Annotated in this window: 18 protein-coding genes; 15 read left to right on the top strand and 3 right to left on the bottom strand. The window is 47.7% G+C overall.

The window, feature by feature from the left end; all coding sequences use genetic code 11:
• Positions 1–96 precede the first annotated feature (96 nt).
• The 14 genes from pyrH to FD960_RS06680 all read left to right on the top strand — a co-directional run bounded on the left by pyrH (position 97) and on the right by FD960_RS06680 (position 13,283).
• Positions 97–807 carry a UMP kinase gene (gene pyrH / locus FD960_RS06745; RefSeq protein ID WP_215298098.1) on the top strand — a complete coding sequence of 237 codons (711 nt, stop codon included), beginning with the start codon at positions 97–99 and terminating at the stop codon, positions 805–807.
• A gap of 11 nt (positions 808–818) precedes the next feature.
• Positions 819–1,379, top strand: a complete 561-nt coding sequence (frr, locus tag FD960_RS06740; protein WP_215298096.1) for a ribosome recycling factor — start codon at positions 819–821, stop codon at positions 1,377–1,379.
• 30 nt (positions 1,380–1,409) lie between these two features.
• A complete protein-coding gene (locus tag FD960_RS06735) occupies positions 1,410–2,183 on the top strand; it encodes an isoprenyl transferase (RefSeq protein ID WP_215298094.1) in 774 nt (257 codons plus the stop codon).
• 21 nt (positions 2,184–2,204) lie between these two features.
• Positions 2,205–3,032, top strand: a complete 828-nt coding sequence (locus tag FD960_RS06730; RefSeq protein ID WP_215298092.1) for a phosphatidate cytidylyltransferase — start codon at positions 2,205–2,207, stop codon at positions 3,030–3,032.
• 5 nt (positions 3,033–3,037) lie between these two features.
• Positions 3,038–4,219, top strand: a complete 1,182-nt coding sequence (gene ispC, locus FD960_RS06725; protein WP_215300629.1) for a 1-deoxy-D-xylulose-5-phosphate reductoisomerase — start codon at positions 3,038–3,040, stop codon at positions 4,217–4,219.
• The gene (locus FD960_RS06720) at positions 4,176–5,366 is read left to right on the top strand and encodes an RIP metalloprotease (protein ID WP_251369762.1); all 1,191 of its coding nucleotides are present in this window, start codon (positions 4,176–4,178) and stop codon (positions 5,364–5,366) included. Before ispC ends, FD960_RS06720 begins: the two co-directional genes overlap by 44 nt.
• Entirely contained in the window at positions 5,363–7,711 is a 2,349-nt protein-coding gene (gene bamA / locus FD960_RS06715; RefSeq protein WP_215298090.1) for an outer membrane protein assembly factor BamA, read from the top strand. Before FD960_RS06720 ends, bamA begins: the two co-directional genes overlap by 4 nt.
• An 18-nt stretch (positions 7,712–7,729) precedes the next feature.
• Positions 7,730–8,257, top strand: coding sequence for an OmpH family outer membrane protein (locus FD960_RS06710; RefSeq protein ID WP_215298088.1), 528 nt, complete (start codon positions 7,730–7,732; stop codon positions 8,255–8,257).
• A 5-nt stretch (positions 8,258–8,262) separates the two neighbouring features.
• Positions 8,263–9,330 (top strand): UDP-3-O-(3-hydroxymyristoyl)glucosamine N-acyltransferase, encoded by a 1,068-nt coding sequence (lpxD, locus tag FD960_RS06705; protein ID WP_215298086.1) that lies wholly within the window; start codon positions 8,263–8,265, stop codon positions 9,328–9,330.
• A gap of 71 nt (positions 9,331–9,401) precedes the next feature.
• Entirely contained in the window at positions 9,402–9,851 is a 450-nt protein-coding gene (gene fabZ, locus FD960_RS06700) for a 3-hydroxyacyl-ACP dehydratase FabZ (protein ID WP_015421422.1), read from the top strand.
• Positions 9,851–10,648 (top strand): acyl-ACP--UDP-N-acetylglucosamine O-acyltransferase, encoded by a 798-nt coding sequence (gene lpxA / locus FD960_RS06695; protein WP_215298084.1) that lies wholly within the window; start codon positions 9,851–9,853, stop codon positions 10,646–10,648. The genes fabZ and lpxA overlap by 1 nt, the downstream gene beginning before the upstream one ends.
• Positions 10,649–10,658: 10 nt before the next feature.
• Positions 10,659–11,861, top strand: coding sequence for a lipid-A-disaccharide synthase (gene lpxB, locus FD960_RS06690; RefSeq protein ID WP_215298082.1), 1,203 nt, complete (start codon positions 10,659–10,661; stop codon positions 11,859–11,861).
• Entirely contained in the window at positions 11,858–12,451 is a 594-nt protein-coding gene (rnhB, locus tag FD960_RS06685) for a ribonuclease HII (protein WP_215298081.1), read from the top strand. Before lpxB ends, rnhB begins: the two co-directional genes overlap by 4 nt.
• A 7-nt stretch (positions 12,452–12,458) precedes the next feature.
• Positions 12,459–13,283, top strand: coding sequence for an RNA methyltransferase (locus FD960_RS06680; protein ID WP_215298080.1), 825 nt, complete (start codon positions 12,459–12,461; stop codon positions 13,281–13,283).
• Positions 13,284–13,289: 6 nt separating this feature from the next.
• Here the strand turns inward: FD960_RS06680 and FD960_RS06675 are convergent, their stop codons facing one another.
• Positions 13,290–14,117, bottom strand: a complete 828-nt coding sequence (locus tag FD960_RS06675; protein WP_215298079.1) for a pyruvate, water dikinase regulatory protein — start codon at positions 14,115–14,117, stop codon at positions 13,290–13,292.
• 106 nt (positions 14,118–14,223) lie between these two features.
• Here FD960_RS06675 and ppsA point away from each other — a divergent pair, with 106 nt between their 5' ends.
• Positions 14,224–16,626 carry a phosphoenolpyruvate synthase gene (ppsA, locus tag FD960_RS06670; RefSeq protein ID WP_215298078.1) on the top strand — a complete coding sequence of 801 codons (2,403 nt, stop codon included), beginning with the start codon at positions 14,224–14,226 and terminating at the stop codon, positions 16,624–16,626.
• A 95-nt stretch (positions 16,627–16,721) separates the two neighbouring features.
• On the opposite strand, the gene FD960_RS06665 is transcribed toward ppsA, so the two are convergent.
• Both FD960_RS06665 and FD960_RS06660 read right to left on the bottom strand, forming a co-directional pair.
• A complete protein-coding gene (locus FD960_RS06665; RefSeq protein ID WP_251369760.1) occupies positions 16,722–17,609 on the bottom strand; it encodes a proteasome-type protease in 888 nt (295 codons plus the stop codon).
• Positions 17,610–17,669: 60 nt separating this feature from the next.
• On the bottom strand, positions 17,670–18,467 hold the full coding sequence (locus tag FD960_RS06660) for a transglutaminase family protein (RefSeq protein WP_215298077.1): 798 nt from the start codon (positions 18,465–18,467) through the stop codon (positions 17,670–17,672).
• Between the last annotated feature and the right edge of the window lie 8 nt (positions 18,468–18,475).

The raw sequence follows: 18,475 nt of genomic DNA, 5'->3' as shown, positions 1-18,475 counted from the left end.
CCAAGCCCTTTATAATTCGGGCAAGATATTAAAAAGTACTTTGAGATCAATAAGCTAAGCGAGAAAATTGCTTGGCAAATTACGGAAAATAAAACGATGCCAGCCTACAAACGTGTTCTCTTAAAACTCTCTGGTGAAGCCCTTATGGGGGATGATGCTTTCGGCATTAATCCAGTCACCATTGATTCGATGGTTAAAGAAATTGCCGATGTAGTCAACAACGGCGTTGAGTTGGCAATCGTGATTGGCGGCGGAAACATTTTCCGCGGAGTGGCTGGTGGTGCCGCAGGTATGGATCGCGCAACTGCTGATTACATGGGTATGCTTGCCACCATGATGAATTCATTGGCCCTACAAGATGCTTTGCGTCAAAAAGGCGTAGAGGCTCGAGTGCAGTCAGCCTTGAGAATGGACCAGGTGGTTGAGCCTTACATTCGTCCTCGCGCCATCCGCGCACTAAGCGAAGGTAAAGTTGTTATTTTCGCGGCAGGCACAGGCAACCCCTTCTTTACAACTGATACTGCCGCTGCATTGCGTGGCGCGGAGATGGGTGTGGAGATTGTGCTTAAAGCTACTAAGGTAGACGGTATCTATAGTGCTGATCCGGTAAAAGATCCTGCCGCTACTTTATATAAAACAATTACTTTTGATGAAGCCATCATCAAAAACTTACAGGTTATGGACGCCACTGCATTCGCATTGTGTCGTGACCGTAAATTACCCATTAAAGTATTTTCGATTCTCAAGCCAGGCGCATTAATGCGTGTGGTTCAGGGTGAGTCTGAAGGTACCTTAGTACACGTTTAATAGGAGGCCTGATGTCCGCAGCAGAAATTAAAACTACAACCGATCAAAAGATGCAGAAGTCGCTTGAGGCTCTGAAGACTAATCTCGCAAAGATTCGTTCTGGACGTGCTAATCCAGGAATTTTGGAGCACATTCAGGTGGATTACTACGGCAATCCTACGCCACTAAGCCAGGTAGCCAGCTTGGGTTTGGCTGATGCTAGAACCATTAATGTTCAGCCATTTGAAAAAACCATGGTTGCCGTAGTTGAGAAGGCGATTCGTGATTCTGACTTAGGTTTGAACCCAGCATCACAAGGTACCGTCATTCGCGTACCAATGCCAGCTTTAACTGAAGAGCGTCGTCGTGATTTAACGAAGGTTGTTAAGAACGAAGGCGAGGATACCAAAATTGCAGTGCGTAATTTGCGCCGTGATGCAAACGAGCACTTAAAGCGACTCACTAAAGATAAAGAAATTTCTGAGGATGAAGAGCGTCGTGCTACTGATGAAATTCAGAAGATGACGGATCGTGCGGTAGTAGAGATTGATAAGATCGTTTCTGAAAAAGAAAAAGAGATCATGACGGTTTAATCGTCGGATTAATTTTTCATTATTCGCTTTATGACTCAGCACGCTAGCTCTACCTTAGTTGTTCCGGAGGTCAGCGCTATTCCTCGGCACGTTGCCATCATCATGGATGGCAACGGTCGTTGGGCTAGTAAGCGTTTTATGCCCCGTGTGGCAGGACACTCAGAAGGTCTAGGTGCCGTTCGAAAAATCGTTCAAGAATGTCGCCGCTTAGGTGTTGAGTACCTTACTGTTTTTGCCTTTAGCTCTGAGAATTGGCGTCGCCCGCCGGAAGAGGTGGGCTTTCTCATGAAGTTGTTTTTAAAGTCTTTAAAAAGTGAAGTATCCCGCTTAGCCGAAAACGATATCTCGCTGCGTCTGATTGGCGACTTAAGTCGCTTTGACTCCGCCATTCAGGAGATGGTTCAGTTCTCGGAAGAAAAAACCGCCGGATGCAAGGGTTTGACTTTTACGATCGCCGCCAACTATGGTGGGCGCTGGGATATCTTGCAGGCAATGCGCCAGTGTTTAGCTGCCAACCCAGGGTTAAAGCCTGAGGATGTCTCAGAGGAATTACTTCAATCCTATTTATCCATGTCTTACGCTCCGGAGCCGGATTTATTTATTCGCACGGGTGGCGAGCAACGCGTCAGCAATTTTTTGTTGTGGCAACTGGCTTATACGGAGTTGTATTTCACTGATGTGCTTTGGCCCGATTTTGATGAGGCTGAATTACATAAAGCATTTGATTGGTTTAGCCAGCGTGAGCGTCGTTTTGGACGAACCAGTGCACAACTTGCATCCCAGACCATGAGCGATGCTGTTTAAGCGCTCAACCTTCCTACTTATATGCTAAAAACTCGAATCATTACCGCCACTATTTTGTTGGCGGTGCTTTTGCCTATTTTATTTTTTCTCCCACCGTTTTATTTGGGCGCATTCTTTTTGCTCGCTTTAGTCGCTGGCGCTTGGGAGTGGAGTTGTATTCTTGCTCCTGAGGCTAAATTAGCTGCTTGGCTATACGCCTTATTTTGCCTTGTAATTATTTTGTTTTTACTGGGCATGCAAGCGGTGTCGTGGCAATTTTCATTGCTGACCATGGCTGCGCTATTTTGGTTTTTTGTTGCGCCATTTGTGTTGGCAAAAGGAATGAATCTCTCTTTACAAAAATTGCGACCTTTCTACAGTATTCTAGGCCTCATCATCCTTCCTGCCACATGGTTTGCCTTGGTTTTCTTGCGTGAGTTGGGCTTAGTATTTTTGTTGTCCAGCATGGCGTTGGTATGGGTTGCCGATATCGGCGCTTACTTTGTTGGTAAAGCATTTGGTAAGCATAAGTTGGCAGCGCAAATTAGCCCAGGAAAGTCGATTGAAGGTGCGGTAGGTGGATTGTTGCTCTGTTACGGTTACGCATTCTTATGTGTTCTGTATCTGCCGCTTGGAGATACTTTGTTTGGAGCCTGGGCCATTCGGTTTGGTTGGGTTCCGATGTTCTTGATGGTGACGGTTTTAACCGCCTTTAGCATCTTCGGTGATTTATTTGAATCGCAATTAAAGCGTTTGGCTGGAGTGAAGGACAGTAGTCATTTATTGCCTGGTCACGGTGGCGTATTGGATCGCGTCGATGCTTTGCTTCCCACTATGCCGATTGCTGCCTTACTTGCTGGATTCGTCTGATGGCTATGAAGCGGGTTGCTATTCTTGGGTCGACGGGATCTATCGGGGTTAATACGCTCGATGTCATTCGCGCCCATCCAGATCGCTTTGAGATCGTTGCCCTCACTGCCGCAAAACAAATTGAACGCCTTGCTGAGCAATGTATCGAATTTAAGCCCGCAATAGCTGTGGTTGCTAATGCAGAAGGTGCGGCCCAGCTCAGTCGTCTTTTGCAGGCAAAGAGCATTTCCACTCAGGTGCTTTATGGCCCGGACGCTTTAGTCACTGCTGTGATGGAGTCCGGTTGCGATACGGTGATGGCGGCCATTGTTGGTGCAGCTGGCTTAGTTCCAACCATGGCAGCGGCGCAAGCTGGCAAAAGGGTATTGCTGGCAAATAAGGAGGCCTTGGTCATGTCAGGCAATCTCTTTATGCAAGCTATGCAGTCGGGTGGGGGAGAGTTACTGCCGATAGATAGCGAACATAATGCGATCTTTCAATGTTTGCCTGATCACTTTACAAAATCGCCATCAGCGCATTTGGGCGTAGAAGAGCTTTGGTTGACTGCCTCAGGAGGGCCGTTTAGAGATAAGCCGATTGCAGGGCTTGCAACGATTACACCGGAGCAAGCATGCGCTCATCCTAATTGGGTCATGGGCCGTAAGATTTCAGTAGATTCCGCAACGATGATGAATAAAGGTCTCGAAGTCATTGAGGCCTTCTGGCTCTTTGGACTGCCTTTAGAAAGAATCAAGGTATTGATTCATCCGCAAAGCGTAGTTCATTCCATGGTTCGCTATCGTGACGGTTCGGTCTTGGCGCAGATGGGTCAGCCTGATATGCGCACACCAATTGCCTATGGTTTGGCATGGCCCGAGCGAATTGATGCGGGAGTCCCTAATTTAAATCTCACTCAATTAGCTAGCCTCAGTTTTACTGAGCCTAATTTTTCTCAATTCCCCTGCTTGAGTTTGGCATTTGCAGCGGCCAAAGCGGGTGGCACGGCCCCGACTGTTTTAAATGCTGCCAATGAAATTGCTGTGGCGGCGTTTCTAGATGAGGGCCTTCCTTACTTAAGAATTTCTGAGGTGGTTGAGCGCACTCTCAGCGCGCTTGAGCCTATCGCTGCCAGCTCTCTGGAGCTGATCCTGGATGTAGATGCGCGTGCGCGTGATATGGCCCGTCAGTGCATTCGCAACTTCAAGTGATGAGATTGTTTTAGTGCAAGCCTTGATTACTCTTGCTGCATTTTTGGTCACGCTTGGCGTGTTGGTGAGCTTTCATGAGTATGGACATTTTTTGGCAGCACGCTTGTGTGGTGTCAAGGTTCTGCGCTTTGCCTTAGGGTTTGGAAAGCCTCTTTTTACTTACCGAGCCCACAATGGGACCGAGTGGGTGATCGCACCCATTCCATTGGGCGGTTATGTAAAGCTGCTAGACGCCCGAGATAGTCAGCAATCGATCAATGCTAGCGAGCGACCTCAGTCTTTTGATGGCAAGCCACTTTGGCAGCGCTCCTTGATCGTAGCGGCTGGCCCGTTTGCCAATTTCTTTTTGGCCGTCATGCTGTTTGCCCTTATTTATGTCAGCGGCGTACCTCAGTTGCCTGCCCGACTCCAGGCGCCTCCCGAGCATTCGGTTGCGGCGAAGTTGGGTGTAGTTGTGGGTGATCAGGTTATCGGCTGGAAATACCTCTCTGATGATCGCAGTGGTAACCCCGTTATTGGGGAATTTGATGTGGTCCCCAGTTGGAACGCTTTGCGTTGGCTCTTGTTGGATGCTCTGAGCGGAGAAGAAGGTTTCGCCCTGGAGATTGAGAGTTCCACGGGCTCCCGTTTGGTCAAAAGATTTGATCGGGCGGATTTACCGCATATTCGCCCTGAATCCGACCCTTTTCAGGCTCTGGGGGTGATTCCCCAGGTTACCCCGCCAGCAGAGTGGTCTGAGCTTAAATTGAGCCCTTTATATGCCGTAGCTTTTGCTGCCCAAAGGGTCTATCTCGTTACCAAGGTTTCTGGGAGGCTCATGATGGGTCTTTTTACTGGAAAAACCACCTTAAAACAGCTTGGCGGCCCACTCAGTATTGCTGATATGGCTGGAAAGTCAGCCCAGGTAGGGTGGCAACCATTTGTGGCATTTTTGGCCCTCATGAGCATCAGTATTGGACTCTTAAATTTGGCGCCCTTGCCAATGCTCGATGGGGGTCAGCTCCTGTATGATGCATGGGAGTTGGTTGCTGGAAAGCGAATTTCGGTTTCAATGCAGGAAAAGCTCCAAAAAGTGGGTTTTTTGTTATTGATTTCCCTTTCCTTGCTAGCCTTGTTTAACGATTTGCAACGCTACCTTTCGCCTTGAATTTTCTGACCCCCTCTTTTCGCACCTTTTCCCGATTTGTTGCACAAGCTGCTCTGATTATTGCGGCAGGCTTTTGTGTGAACGCTCAAGCGACAGATTCCTTTGTCATTAAAGACATTCGTGTCGAAGGCCTACAGCGTGTGGAGCCCGGCACGGTATTTAGTTACTTGCCAGTGCAGGTTGGGGATACTTTTACGGAAGAGAAGGGCGCTGAGGCAATTAAGGCCTTATATACCACCGGATTTTTCCGTGATGTGCAGATTCAGGCGCAGGGTAATGTCTTAATTGTGATTGTTGAAGAGCGGCCAACTATCTCCCGTATTGAATTTACCGGGATGAAAGAATTTGAGCAGGAAAACATTCGAAAGTCCCTCAAGGCTGTTGGGGTTGCGGAGGCGCGTTTTTACGACAAGGCTTTGATTGATAAGGCGGAGCAGGAATTAAAGCGCGCTTATGTCGGTAAAGGCATGTACGCGGCTGAGATTGTCGCAACAGTGACTCCAGTTGAGCGCAATCAGGTGGCCGTGTATTTCAATGTGGATGAAGGCCCGGTTGCGAAGATTCAAGAAATCAACTTCATTGGTAATAATGTCTTTAGTGAAAGCACTCTGAGAAGCGAGATGCAGCTCAAGACGGGCGGTTGGTTGTCTTGGTACAGCAAAGACAATCTCTACTCTAAGCAAAAGCTAACAGCTGACTTGGAGAATATTCGTTCTTATTACCTGAATCGGGGTTATCTTGAGTTTGTAATCGAGTCCACTCAGGTGTCGATTACGCCAGATAAAAAAGGGATCTATCTCACTATCAGTATTCGTGAAGGTAATAAGTTCACAGTAAAAGATGTGCGTTTAGCTGGCGAGCTTTTGGGCAAAGAGGCTGAATTAATTCAGTTGGTAAGCTTAAAGCCAGGCGATACATTCTCTTCTGCAAAGTTAACGGAGAGCACCAAGGCGATTGCCGAGATTTTGGGCTCCTATGGATATGCCTTTGCGACGATTAATCCACAGCCCGATATTCGTCGTGAACTCAGTGAAGTGGATTTGACTTTGGTGGTAGATCCAGGTCGTCGCGTCTATGTGCGTCAAGTGAATGTGAGCGGTAACGCAAAGACCCGCGACATGGTAATTCGTCGCGAGATGCGCCAGTTTGAGAGCTCTTGGTTCGATAGTGACAAGATTGATTTGTCCAAAAAGCGCTTGGGTCGTTTAGGGTATTTCACAGAGACTGACGTTACTACGCAAGATGTTCCAGGATCTCCTGACCAGGTTGACGTCAATGTGAAGGTAACTGAAAAGCCAACCGGTGCTGTGACAATTGGTGCTGGCTTCTCGTCTACTGAAAAATTGATTCTGTCGGCCGGTATTAACCAAGAGAATGCTTTTGGTACTGGTACCGCAGTGGGTATCAATATGTCTTTAGGTAAGATCAATCAAAACTTGACCTTATCTAACTACGATCCTTATTTCACGGAAGAGGGTATCAGTCGCTTTACCGATTTGTACTACCGTTCTTCAAAGCCGCTGTATTACGTTGGCGACCCTGATTACCAAATCAAATCCGTTGGTTCGAACATTAAATTTGGTGTTCCCTATACTGAAGTAGATAGAATTTTCTTTGGCACTGGTGTTGAGGCCTTCCAGATTCAATCCAGTATTAATACACCAACTCCATACTTAACTTATATGCAGAGTTATGGCGTTCCAGCGCCAGGCTACCCTGCAACATTAAATACGTATAACGTTCCACTGACGGTAGGTTGGTCTCGCGATGGCCGTGATAGCGCCTTGATTCCATCTAGCGGATCCCTGCAGCAGTTGAGTGGCGAGGTTGGCACTCCAGTGGGAAATATGACTTTCTATCGAGCTTATGGGCAGTATCAAAAGTACCACTCATTCTCAAAGGCCAATATCTTGTCCTTTAATGGTGAGGTGGGTTACAGCCAAGCCTATGGAAATAATCCATTCCCGATTACCAAAAACTACTATGTTGGCGGTATCGGTTCAGTTCGTGGCTATGCACCTGGATCATTGGGCCCTACCTATTTCAATACCTATACCGGTACTTATCAGCCTACTGGTGGTCAATCTAAGATCGTCACCAATGTTGAGTACACAGTACCAGTCCCTGGCTCCGGGGTTGATAAGACGCTGCGGGTATTTGGATTCGTGGACGGTGGTAATGCCTTTGGAAGCAATATCAATCTAGTATTGCGATATTCTTATGGCTTGGGTTTATCATGGATATCACCGCTGGGTCCATTAAAGTTCAGCTATGGTATTCCGATCAAATCGTTGCCAACGGATAATGTCCAGCGTTTGCAGTTCCAAGTCGGTACAGCGTTTTAATTGTTTAAGGAAAGTTTTATGAAGCTTCGTCAATCTTCTAAGTGGATTCAGTTCGGCTTAATCGCTTTTTCTACAGCCATCGCATTGCCACAGGCGTTCGCGCAAGATGCTGGAACACGCGTAGCCGCAGTTAATGTTGAGAAAGTATTCAACGAGTCAAATATGGCCAAAGCGAGCCAGACTAAACTCCAAAATGAATTCATGAAGCGTCAGAATGAAATTCGCACTAGCGCTGAAAAGATTAAAGCCGCTGCTGAAAAGTTGGATCGTGATTCAGCGGTAATGTCCGAAGCGGATCGCGTTCGTCGTCAACGCGAGCTGGCTGATCAAGATCGCGAACTACAACGTAAGCAACGTGAATACACGGAAGACCTAAATCAAAGAAACTTTGAAGAGCGCGCGAAGATTGCTGAAAAAGCAAACCAAGCACTCAAGCAAATCGCCGACCAAAGAAAAATTGATGTCATTATTCAAGATCCAGCGTACGCCAATCCAAAGGTGGACGTTACTGATGATGTCATCAAGGCTTTGAATAGCCTCAAGTAAGTTTTATGCCCACCGCCATCGAGCTGGCCGAACAGTTTCAAGTAAGCTTGGTGGGGGACGGCTCCCTCGCGCTTCAGGGTCTCGCACCTCTCGAGCGTGCCCAATCGAGCCAAATATCCTTTCTTTCTAATCCGCTCTATCGTCAGCAAGCTAGCGAAAGTGCTGCTGGCGGCTTGATTCTGAGTCAAGCGGATTTAGATTTTCTTCAAGCAAATCCAGGTGCGAATGCTTCAAAACGGGTTTACTTTGTAGCCAAAAATCCCTATGCCACCTTCGCAAGGATGGCGCAATTTTTTGCCAAGGCTTCTGCCCCAATTTATGCGCCCGGTATCCATCCAAGCGCAGTTGTAGATTCCTCCGCAGTGGTTCCTGCTTCTTGCCATATTGGTCCGTTTGTTCAAATCGGTCCAGGTGTGACATTAGGCGAGCGAGTAGTATTGCTGGGCAATACTGCTGTGGCCAGAAATTCCACCATTGGCAATGACAGCTTGCTTTATCCAAATGCCTCCATTTATGCAGATGTACGCATTGGCGAGCGCTGCATTATTCACAGCGGTGCAGTAATTGGTGCCGATGGATTTGGTTTTGCTCCTGATTTTTCGGCCGCCGGGGGAGAGTGGGTCAAGATTCCTCAAACAGGTGGCGTGACCATTGGTAATGATGTCGAAATTGGAGCCTCAACCACCATTGATCGTGGTGCCATGAGTGATACGGTTATTGGTGCTGGCACCAAGATTGACAATCAAGTGCAGATTGCGCATAACGTGATTGTGGGTAACTGCTGTGTCATTGCTGGCTGTGCCGCAATCTCGGGAAGCACCAAGATTGGCAACTTCTGCATTGTTGGCGGAGCTGCAAATTTTGCCGGCCATCTTTCTATTGCGGATAGAACCACCATCTCCGGCAATACTTCGATTATTCGCTCGATTACCGAGCCGGGGCAGCATTTCACTGGGGTCTACCCATCAATGCCCCATGGCGCTTGGGAGAAAAATGCCGCCATCCTACGTGGCCTAGATAAAATACGTCAACGCTTGCGTTTATTGGATAAGTCTAAGAGCTCAGACTCTTAAATTGTTCCAATAGTCGCCATAATCATTTGTCATTTCAGTAACTCTAGAAACTTTATTAAGCAGGTATATACATGAGCAAACCCATCGCCATCGACATTAATCAGATCTTGAAATTATTGCCGCATCGCTATCCATTTTTATTGGTAGATCGCGTTTTGGAGATCGAGCCACGCCAAAGTATTACCGCACTTAAAAATGTGACGATGAACGAACCATTTTTTCAAGGCCATTTCCCCGATTTTCCAGTAATGCCTGGCGTATTGATTATTGAGGCGCTTGCGCAGACTGCTGCTTTGCTGACATTCTCGGAAGTAAGGGAAGAAAATGCGATTTACTACTTTGCAGGCATTGATGGCGCTCGCTTTAAGAAGCCTGTATTGCCGGGTGATCAGTTAATCATGACTGCGAAGTTAGAGCGTGAGCGCGCTGGTATCTACAAGTTTCAGGTTCAGGCGACAGTAGACGGAGAGTTGGCTGCTGAAGCCAATATTACTTGTGCTGTTCGTACGAAAGGTGCGTAATGACTCGGATTCATGCTTCCGCGGTAGTTGATAGCAAAGCTGAGATCGCTAGCGATGTTGAGATTGGCCCTTACTCGGTAATCGGACCTAATGTCAAAATTGGTGCTGGTAGCAAAGTAGGCTCCCATACCGTCATCGAGGGTTACACCACGATCGGTAAGGAAAATCACTTTGCCCACTTCGCTGCAATCGGTGGTGCCCCGCAAGATATGAAGTACCGCGGCGAGCCAACGCAATTGATTATTGGCGATCGCAACACGATTCGCGAGTTCACTACGATTCATACGGGCACCTCCCAGGATGAGGGCATTACCCGCATTGGGAATGACAACTGGATCATGGCTTATGTCCATATTGCTCATGATTGTCAGATTGGCAACCACACCATTTTTTCAAGTAACGCGCAGATTGCCGGCCATGTACAGGTCAATGATTGGGCGATTATGGGCGGTATGTCTGGGGTGCATCAGTTTGTGCGCATTGGCCAACATGCCATGCTTGGTGGTGCCTCTGCTTTAGTTCAGGATATTCCGCCGTTTGTGATTGCTGCGGGTGATAAAGCCTCACCGCATGGCATTAATGTGGAAGGTCTTAAGCGTCGTGGTTTTTCAAGTGAAACGATTTCAGCATTGCGCCAGGCATATAAGGTTCTCTACAAAGATGGATTGAGTTTTGAAGAGGCAAAGGTAGGGATTCAGAAGATGGCCCTCGCTCATGCGGCTGATATCGCTACCGCTGAAAAACTTACCCAGTTCCATGACTTTATTGCCGCATCTACTCGCGGCATCATTCGATAGAGATTAGGTAGTGCCTAAATTAGCTTGTGTTGCTGGTGAGCCCTCGGGGGATTTGCTGGCAGCACCAGTTCTCAGTGCCCTTAAACAAATTCCAGATACTGCCAATCTAGAAGTTTATGGAATTGGCGGTCCTCGCATGCAAGCCGAAGGACTTCGTTCTGATTGGCCCATAGAAACACTCAGTGTGCGCGGTTATGTTGAGGCGATCAAGCAACTTCCCGCCATTCTTAAACTTCGTAAAGAGCTGATTGCCACCCTGCTGGGTGAGGGGCGGCCTGATGTGTATCTGGGCATCGATGCGCCGGATTTCAATCTGGCGGTGGAGTTGGCTTTGCGTCAAGCAGGCATTCCGACCTTGCATTTAGTTTCTCCCTCAATTTGGGCGTGGAGAGCGGGGCGCATTAAAAAGATTGGGCAAGCTGTTGAAAAAATGCTCTGCATCTTCCCATTTGAGCTGGAGATCTATGAGCGTGCCGGCATTAATGCGGCTTATGTTGGTCATCCGCTAGCAAGTGATATTCCACTTGAACCAAACCCTTCTGAAGCGAAGCGAAAAATTGAAAGCATTCTTCATCTTTCTCATGGCTCCTTAAATGGAACGATTGTTTCCGTATTACCGGGAAGTCGTGGCTCCGAAATTGAACTCATTGCCCCCATCTTTTTTGAGGCTATGGCAGAGTTATCGAGTCGCATGAAGGGTCAGACACTACATTTTCTGATTCCGATCGCAACACCTCGCTTGCGTGCGCCACTTGAGAATCTCAAGAAGCAAGCTCTCGAAAAAAATCCTGAGTTGCATATTGAGTTATTAGATGGCGAGGCCGATATCGTATTGGAAGCGGCCGATGTAGTTCTGATTGCCAGTGGCACAGCCACTTTGCAGGCGGCGCTATGGAAAAAACCCATGGTGATTTCTTATAAGGTACCTTGGCTCACTGCGCAAATTATGAAACGTCAGGGTTATTTGCCTTACGTGGGCCTCCCTAATATTTTGTGCGGAGAATTCGTTGTTCCGGAATTACTCCAGGACGATGCCACTCCAGCAAAATTGGCGGATGCATTGCTGGATTGGCTCAATAGCCCGAGCAAGGTGAATCAACTCAAATCTCGGTTTGAGCAGATGCACCAGACCTTGCGCAGGCCAACCGGATTATTGGTTGCCCAAGCGGTGGCTCAAACGATTGAGGCCGGCAAAGGCCGAGCCAAACCGTGAGTCTAATTTGGGTGTGCGGCGTTGACGAAGCGGGGCGCGGACCGTTGGCTGGTGCGGTAGTGGCTGGCGCAGTAGTGCTTGACCCGGAAAATCCTATCGAAGGATTGAGGGACTCCAAAAAATTATCCGCAGCGCGCCGTGAATATTTATTCGAGCAAATTCAGATGAAGGCAAAAGCCTGGGGAATTGGCGAGGCCAGCCCCGCGGAAATCGATGAAATGAATATTTTGCAAGCGACCATGCTGGCCATGCGTCGTGCGATTGAGGACCTGACATCGCGTTTGGGCGCTTGGCCTGACAAAGCTTTGATTGATGGTAATCGATGCCCAGAACTTCCAATTGCCGCAGAAGCCATTGTTAAAGGTGACGCTAAAGAGCCAGCTATATCAGCCGCATCGATATTGGCCAAGGTCACGCGCGATCGTCAGATGCTCGCTTTGCATGAATTGCATCCACAGTACGGTTTTGCGCAACATATGGGGTACCCAACTGAGGCTCACTTTGCCGCGCTGAAAGAATTTGGTGCTTGCGATGAGCATCGTCGCAGTTTCTCGCCCGTTCGCAATGTATTAATGTTGCATAGCCGATAATATCGCTATGAAGCTTGATTTAATTACCTCAAAAGAAAACTCCTTATTCAAGGAGATTCGTCTTTTGCAGGCTACTGGGTCTAGGGGGCAAAAGGCAAGACTGGCTTGTGGCCAGGCTTTGCTTGAGGGTATTCATCTCATTCAAACTTGGGTTGGTAATCCAGCGCTAAAGACTCTCTTTACCTCTGAGCTCGGTTTGCAAAATCCAGAAATTGCACAAGCAGTGTATGACCATGTTGAGATCTGTCCTGAAACCCGCGTTTATCAGTTGGAGAAAAGTCTTTGGGATTTATTGAGTGATTTGGTGAATGCCCCCCATATTGCCGGTCTTTTAGATTTACCCAATACTGCTTTGGCGCCACAGCAGTCGATCGCTACGCTGTCTGGCGATGTGATTATTTTGGATCGCATACAAGACGCAGGTAATGTAGGTTCTATTTTGCGTACGGCCGCTGCTGCCGGGTTTACTCAGGTGATTGCTTTATCGGGCTGCGCCCATTTATGGTCAAGTAAAGTGTTACGCGCTGGGATGGGGGCGCATAAATTGCTCGATCTGTATGAAGGTTGGTCTAATCAACAGGTATTGAGCGCTATTACCGCTCCTTTATTGGCTGCGACCGCTAATGGTGAGTTAGATGTGTTCAATATGTCAAAGGCGCTGATTCACCCGGTTGCCTGGGTGATGGGTAGCGAGGGGCAGGGGGTTTCAGAAGATCTCATGACGCAAGCCAAAGGTGTTTCCATTCCGATCGATCCTCGTGTCGAGTCTCTCAATGTCTCTACTGCGGCGGCAATCTGCCTTTTTGAAACTGTTCGCGTCCGACGTAGCTAGTAAAGCTTAGCCTAAGATCGTTTTATCGGACTTAATCGATTGCAGAACAGTGGTGGCAATCTCCTCAATGGATTTGCTTGTAGTGGCCACCCAAGGAATGGATTCTTTTTTCATCATGGCTGTCGCCTCATTAATCTCATAGCGACAGTTCTCTAATTTCGCATAGTTGCTGCCAGGGCGACGCTCATTACGTATTTCGGATAGGCGTTCGGCATCAATCATGAGGCCAAAAATCTTATGGCGGTAGGGGATTAAGTCCTTTGGTAGCTGGCCACGCTCAAAGTCTTCTGGTATTAATGGGTAATTAGCTGCTTTCATGCCGTACTGCATCGCCAAGTAGAGGCTGGTTGGCGTCTTGCCAACCCGGGAGATGCCCACCAAGATGACATCGGCCTCAGCGAGATTACGATTGGATTGCCCGTCATCGTGCGCCAAGGAGTAATTAATAGCCTCAATCCGGTTTTTGTAAGCTTCGGTATCCGCATTATGGTGAAGTCGATTCATGGCATGGGTGGATTTAATGCCTAGCGCCTGCTCTAGTGGGGCCACGAAGGTCTGGAACATGTCCAAAATTAGCCCATTTGCCTTGCCGACGATGGTATTGAGCTCGGGATTCACTAAAGTGGTGAAAACAATGGGTTGGACCCCATATTTAGCGGCTGCCTGATTAATGCTAGAAACGGCATCATGAGCCTTATCAGGGCTATCCACAAAAGGTACCCGAATATGCTTAAAAGTGGCCTCAAATTGGGCCAAAATCGACTGACTGAAGTTCTCAGCGGTGATGCCGGTGCCGTCAGAAACAATAAAAACAATGCGGGTTTGGGTAGACATGAGATTGGCCTAAAAGTCGTGGTCAGCACTACAATATGTAGTTAATGAAGTATGCCGTATTTTATTCGGCCGCTCGACCAGTTTCCTTATCTTTAGAGAGTATTTTATGTCCAACCAACAGCAACAAAATAGCAATCTAGAAAACGCTTATGTTTTGCCTTTTGAGCAACTCCGCATGACTGATGTTGAATCAGTCGGCGGTAAAAATGCTTCATTAGGTGAAATGATTTCCCAGTTATCGTCTACTGGTGTGCGAGTACCTACAGGTTTTGCCACTACTGCTTTAGCATTCCGTGATTTCTTAGAGCACAACAATTTGACTGAGCGCATTCAGAAGCGCCTAGAGAATTTGAACATCGACGATGTTCGTGCTCTAGCTGAAGCCGGTAAAGAAATTCGTAACTGGATTGAGACCGCGCCATTTCAGCCGCGCTTGGATGAAGAGATTCGTACCGCATTTAAGAAATTAGATGACTCAGGTAAAGGCTCTTTTGCAGTGCGTTCTTCCGCAACTGCGGAAGACTTGCCAGACGCTTCTTTTGCCGGTCAACAAGAAACTTTCTTGAACGTTGAGGGCATTGACGATGTTCTGAAAAAGATTCGTGAAGTATTTGCTTCTTTGTATAACGACCGCGCTATCTCTTACCGCGTTCACAAAGGCTTTGCGCACGCTGAGGTCGCTTTGTCGGCTGGTATTCAGCGCATGGTTCGTTCAGATTTGGGCGCTGCCGGCGTGATGTTCACAATCGATACTGAATCTGGCTTTGAGGATGTTGTATTTATTACTTCGAGCTATGGTCTGGGTGAGACCGTAGTGCAGGGCGCGGTAAATCCAGATGAGTTCTATGTTTTCAAAACCGCTCTTGCAAAAGGTAAGAAAGCGATCATTCGTCGTTCGCTAGGTTCAAAGCTCATTCAGATGCAATTTGCACCAGCAGGTTCTGCTGAGAAAGTGGTCACTGTTGATGTGACTCCTGAGAAGCGCAACCGCTTCTCTTTGGAGGATGCTGACATTACTGAGTTGGCTAAGTACGCAGTCATCATTGAAAAGCACTACGGTCGTCCAATGGACATCGAGTGGGGCAAAGATGGTCAAGATGGTCGTATCTATATTCTCCAGGCTCGTCCAGAGACAGTGAAGAGTCAAGCTGCTGGCCAAGTAGAAATGCGCTACAAGCTCAAGGGTAGCTCAAAGGTATTGGCGAAAGGCCGTGCGATTGGTCAAAAGATCGGCGCTGGTCCGGTGCGTGTAATTCGTGATCCAAGCGAAATGGATCGTGTTCAGCCGGGTGATGTATTGGTTGCCGATATGACCGATCCGAACTGGGAGCCCGTAATGAAGCGTGCCTCAGCGATTATTACGAACCGTGGTGGACGTACTTGCCACGCTGCGATCATTGCGCGTGAGTTAGGTGTGCCTGCGGTGGTTGGTTGCGGTGATGCCACTGAGCATTTGCAAGACGGAATGATGGTTACCGTATCTTGTGCTGAGGGCGATGAAGGTCATATCTATGATGGCTTGATCGAAACTGAAGTCACTGAAGTATCACGTGGCGTGTTGCCAGAGATTCCAGTCAAGATCACCATGAACATTGGTAATCCTCAGTTGGCGTTTGATTTCTGCCAGATCCCGAATGCGGGTGTTGGTTTGGCTCGTCTTGAGTTCATCATCAATAACTACATTGGCGTGCATCCACGCGCAGTATTGGAGTACCCAAATATTGATCCTGATCTGAAGCGCGCAGTAGAGAGCGTTGCTCGCGGTTACGCAAGCCCACGCCAGTTCTATGAAGATAAGTTGGTTGAGGGTGTTGCAACAATTGCTGCTGCTTTCTATCCAAAGCCAGTGATTGTGCGTTTGTCTGACTTTAAGTCAAATGAATACAAAAAACTAATCGGTGGTTCACGCTATGAGCCAGATGAAGAAAATCCGATGCTCGGTTTCCGTGGCGCATCCCGTTATGTGTCAGCGGATTTCGGCGAAGCTTTTGCTCTAGAGTGCGCAGCAATGAAGCGTGTTCGTGAAGACATGGGTCTAGACAATGTCGAGATCATGGTACCGTTCGTACGCACCATCAAGCAGGCAGAGCGCGTGATCGATATGATGGCGAAGTTTGGTCTGAAGCGCGGCGAAAATGGTTTGCGCCTCATCATGATGTGCGAGATTCCTTCCAATGCTATTTTGGCGGATGAATTCCTCGAGCATTTCGATGGATTCTCAATCGGCTCAAACGATATGACTCAGTTGACTTTAGGTTTGGACCGCGATTCTGGAATGGAATTGTTGGCAATCGACTTTGATGAACGTGACCCTGCGGTTGAGTTCATGATTGCCCGCTCAATCGAAGCCTGCCGCAAGCAAAACAAATACGTTGGTATTTGCGGTCAAGGTCCTTCGGATCATCCGGACTTTGCACGTTGGTTGGTTGCCAAGGGTATTACTTCAATCTCCCTCAATCCGGATAGCGTAGTTGCTACTTGGGAAATGTTGGGTGAGAAAAAGGCATAAGCCATAAACCTATACTGCTATTGCAGCATGGCTAGAAGTTAGAAGCAAAAAGACCTAGATGCGAATCTAGGTCTTTTGCTTTAGATCTAAAGCTTTTAGGCTTTTGTCTTCTTTACTGCTGCTTTCTTTGGTGCAGCCTTACTTGCTGGTTTAGTTGCCTTTGAGACGGCTTTAACGGCAGTACTTTTGCTTGCTCGATGAATGGGTACAGCCCCCATTTTCTTGGCTGGAGAGGCGATCGAGCGCGAAGGAGTGGCTCCAGACCAGCTTGGCTCAGCAATCGAGTTAAACGCTGAGCGCAGCTTCTCACCCCATAGCTGATGAATCATCTGAAAGTAGGGGTTTGATTCATCCAAGGTAACAAGCTTGCTAGCTTGCAAGGAATTCTTTTCGTAAACCAATAAGTCCAAGGGGAGGCCTACGGAGATATTGCTATTCAAAGTCGAGTCCATTGAAATCAACGCACACTTGGTAGCCAAATTGAGTGGAGTATCAAAGCTGATCACTCTATCTAGAATTGGTTTTCCGTACTTGGATTCACCAATTTGGAAATAGCATGTCTCTGGGGTTGCTTCAATAAAATTTCCTGCAGAGTAAATATTAAAGAGTCTTGGACGCTCGCCCTTCACTTGTCCGCCAAAGATGAGGTTGCAATTGAAATCAATGCCAGCCTTCTCTAGCGCCTTATGATCTCTGTCATAGACTTGTTTAATCGCATCACCAATCACTACGGCGGCATCATGCGAGTTATCTACATTCCAAAGATTTTTGCCGCCCAGTAACTGGCCCTGCAACAAAATCTCTTTTACAGCTTGCGTAATGGCAAGGTTGCCAGCACTCATGAGTGTAAAGAAGCGATCCTTATTTTTTTGGAATAAAGACATCTTTCTAAATGTACCGATCTGATCAACACCAGCATTTGTGCGGGTGTCTGATAAAAAAACCAATCCATCTTTTAGGCAAAGCCCAACGCAATACGTCATACCAAAACCCCTTTATTCATTGCTTGAAATTATCCCTTACTTACTTGAACTGGGGTTTTTTCAAATGATCTTGGCAATTGAGATGCTGGCGCTAAGCGCTTCGCCTCCACCACCAGAGCGAACCCCTTTAACGGGTGCGGCAGAGTAGTAGTCCCTGCCTATGGCGAGACGAATATGGCGGGCATCAATGAGACAGGCGTGGGTAATGTCGACGCTAATCCAAATGCCTTTATCAATATCAAGGCAAAAATCAATCCAAGCATGGCTGGCTAGGTTAGGGGACTCCTCTGCAAAGAAATATCCGCTGACATAGCGCGCTGGAATTCCGGAGGCGCGACATAGGCCCAGCATAATGTGAGCATGGTCTTGGCAAACACCAGATTTCATAATGAAAGATTGCGCAGCGGTAGTTGCAAAATTCGTTTGCCCTGGGAAATATAGAATCGCCTCCTGTACCGCTTTGGCTAGCTTCAATACTTCCTCAATCGTGTTTTTCTGGGGAAGTGATGCGGCAAAAAACTCAAGCATTTCTGCCGAAGGTTCAGTGAGGTTAGTCTGTTGAAGCAGGTGATAAGGGGATACCGCCTTCGGGGCATCAATGAATTCATAAGCATCTTGCGTATGCACTTCACCTTCCGCCTCAATCATCATTGAGGTATAGGCGCTCTCTTGAGCGAAGACACTGCAGAGATTCCCAAAAACATCATGAGAGGTGCTTGCTTTAATTGGCGTGCTTACCTTCCATTGATCCACGCACTGACCCTCCACTTGTGGCGGCGTTAATCGTAACTCTTGAATGGAATAGCGTACCGGTGTTTCATAGCGATATTCGGTGCGATGGCGAATCTTCAGGTGCATAGTGTTCT

Source organism: Polynucleobacter sp. AP-Nino-20-G2 (genome assembly GCF_018688235.1).
GTDB lineage: Bacteria > Pseudomonadota > Gammaproteobacteria > Burkholderiales > Burkholderiaceae > Polynucleobacter.
The sequence above is the reverse complement of the archived record's forward strand: the minus strand, read 5'-3'. Positions and strand labels throughout refer to the sequence as shown.

Coding starts and splice junctions, on each gene's coding strand:
- ppsA (WP_215298078.1), top strand. CDS start 14,224: ATGTCCAACCAACAGCAACAAAATAGCAATCTAGAAAACGCTTATGTT.
- FD960_RS06665 (WP_251369760.1), bottom strand. CDS start 17,609: ATGACGTATTGCGTTGGGCTTTGCCTAAAAGATGGATTGGTTTTTTTA.
- fabZ (WP_015421422.1), top strand. CDS start 9,402: ATGAGCAAACCCATCGCCATCGACATTAATCAGATCTTGAAATTATTG.
- FD960_RS06730 (WP_215298092.1), top strand. CDS start 2,205: ATGCTAAAAACTCGAATCATTACCGCCACTATTTTGTTGGCGGTGCTT.
- FD960_RS06735 (WP_215298094.1), top strand. CDS start 1,410: ATGACTCAGCACGCTAGCTCTACCTTAGTTGTTCCGGAGGTCAGCGCT.
- lpxD (WP_215298086.1), top strand. CDS start 8,263: ATGCCCACCGCCATCGAGCTGGCCGAACAGTTTCAAGTAAGCTTGGTG.
- FD960_RS06680 (WP_215298080.1), top strand. CDS start 12,459: ATGAAGCTTGATTTAATTACCTCAAAAGAAAACTCCTTATTCAAGGAG.
- ispC (WP_215300629.1), top strand. CDS start 3,038: ATGAAGCGGGTTGCTATTCTTGGGTCGACGGGATCTATCGGGGTTAAT.
- FD960_RS06660 (WP_215298077.1), bottom strand. CDS start 18,467: ATGCACCTGAAGATTCGCCATCGCACCGAATATCGCTATGAAACACCG.
- FD960_RS06710 (WP_215298088.1), top strand. CDS start 7,730: ATGAAGCTTCGTCAATCTTCTAAGTGGATTCAGTTCGGCTTAATCGCT.
- lpxA (WP_215298084.1), top strand. CDS start 9,851: ATGACTCGGATTCATGCTTCCGCGGTAGTTGATAGCAAAGCTGAGATC.
- frr (WP_215298096.1), top strand. CDS start 819: ATGTCCGCAGCAGAAATTAAAACTACAACCGATCAAAAGATGCAGAAG.
- FD960_RS06675 (WP_215298079.1), bottom strand. CDS start 14,117: ATGTCTACCCAAACCCGCATTGTTTTTATTGTTTCTGACGGCACCGGC.
- pyrH (WP_215298098.1), top strand. CDS start 97: ATGCCAGCCTACAAACGTGTTCTCTTAAAACTCTCTGGTGAAGCCCTT.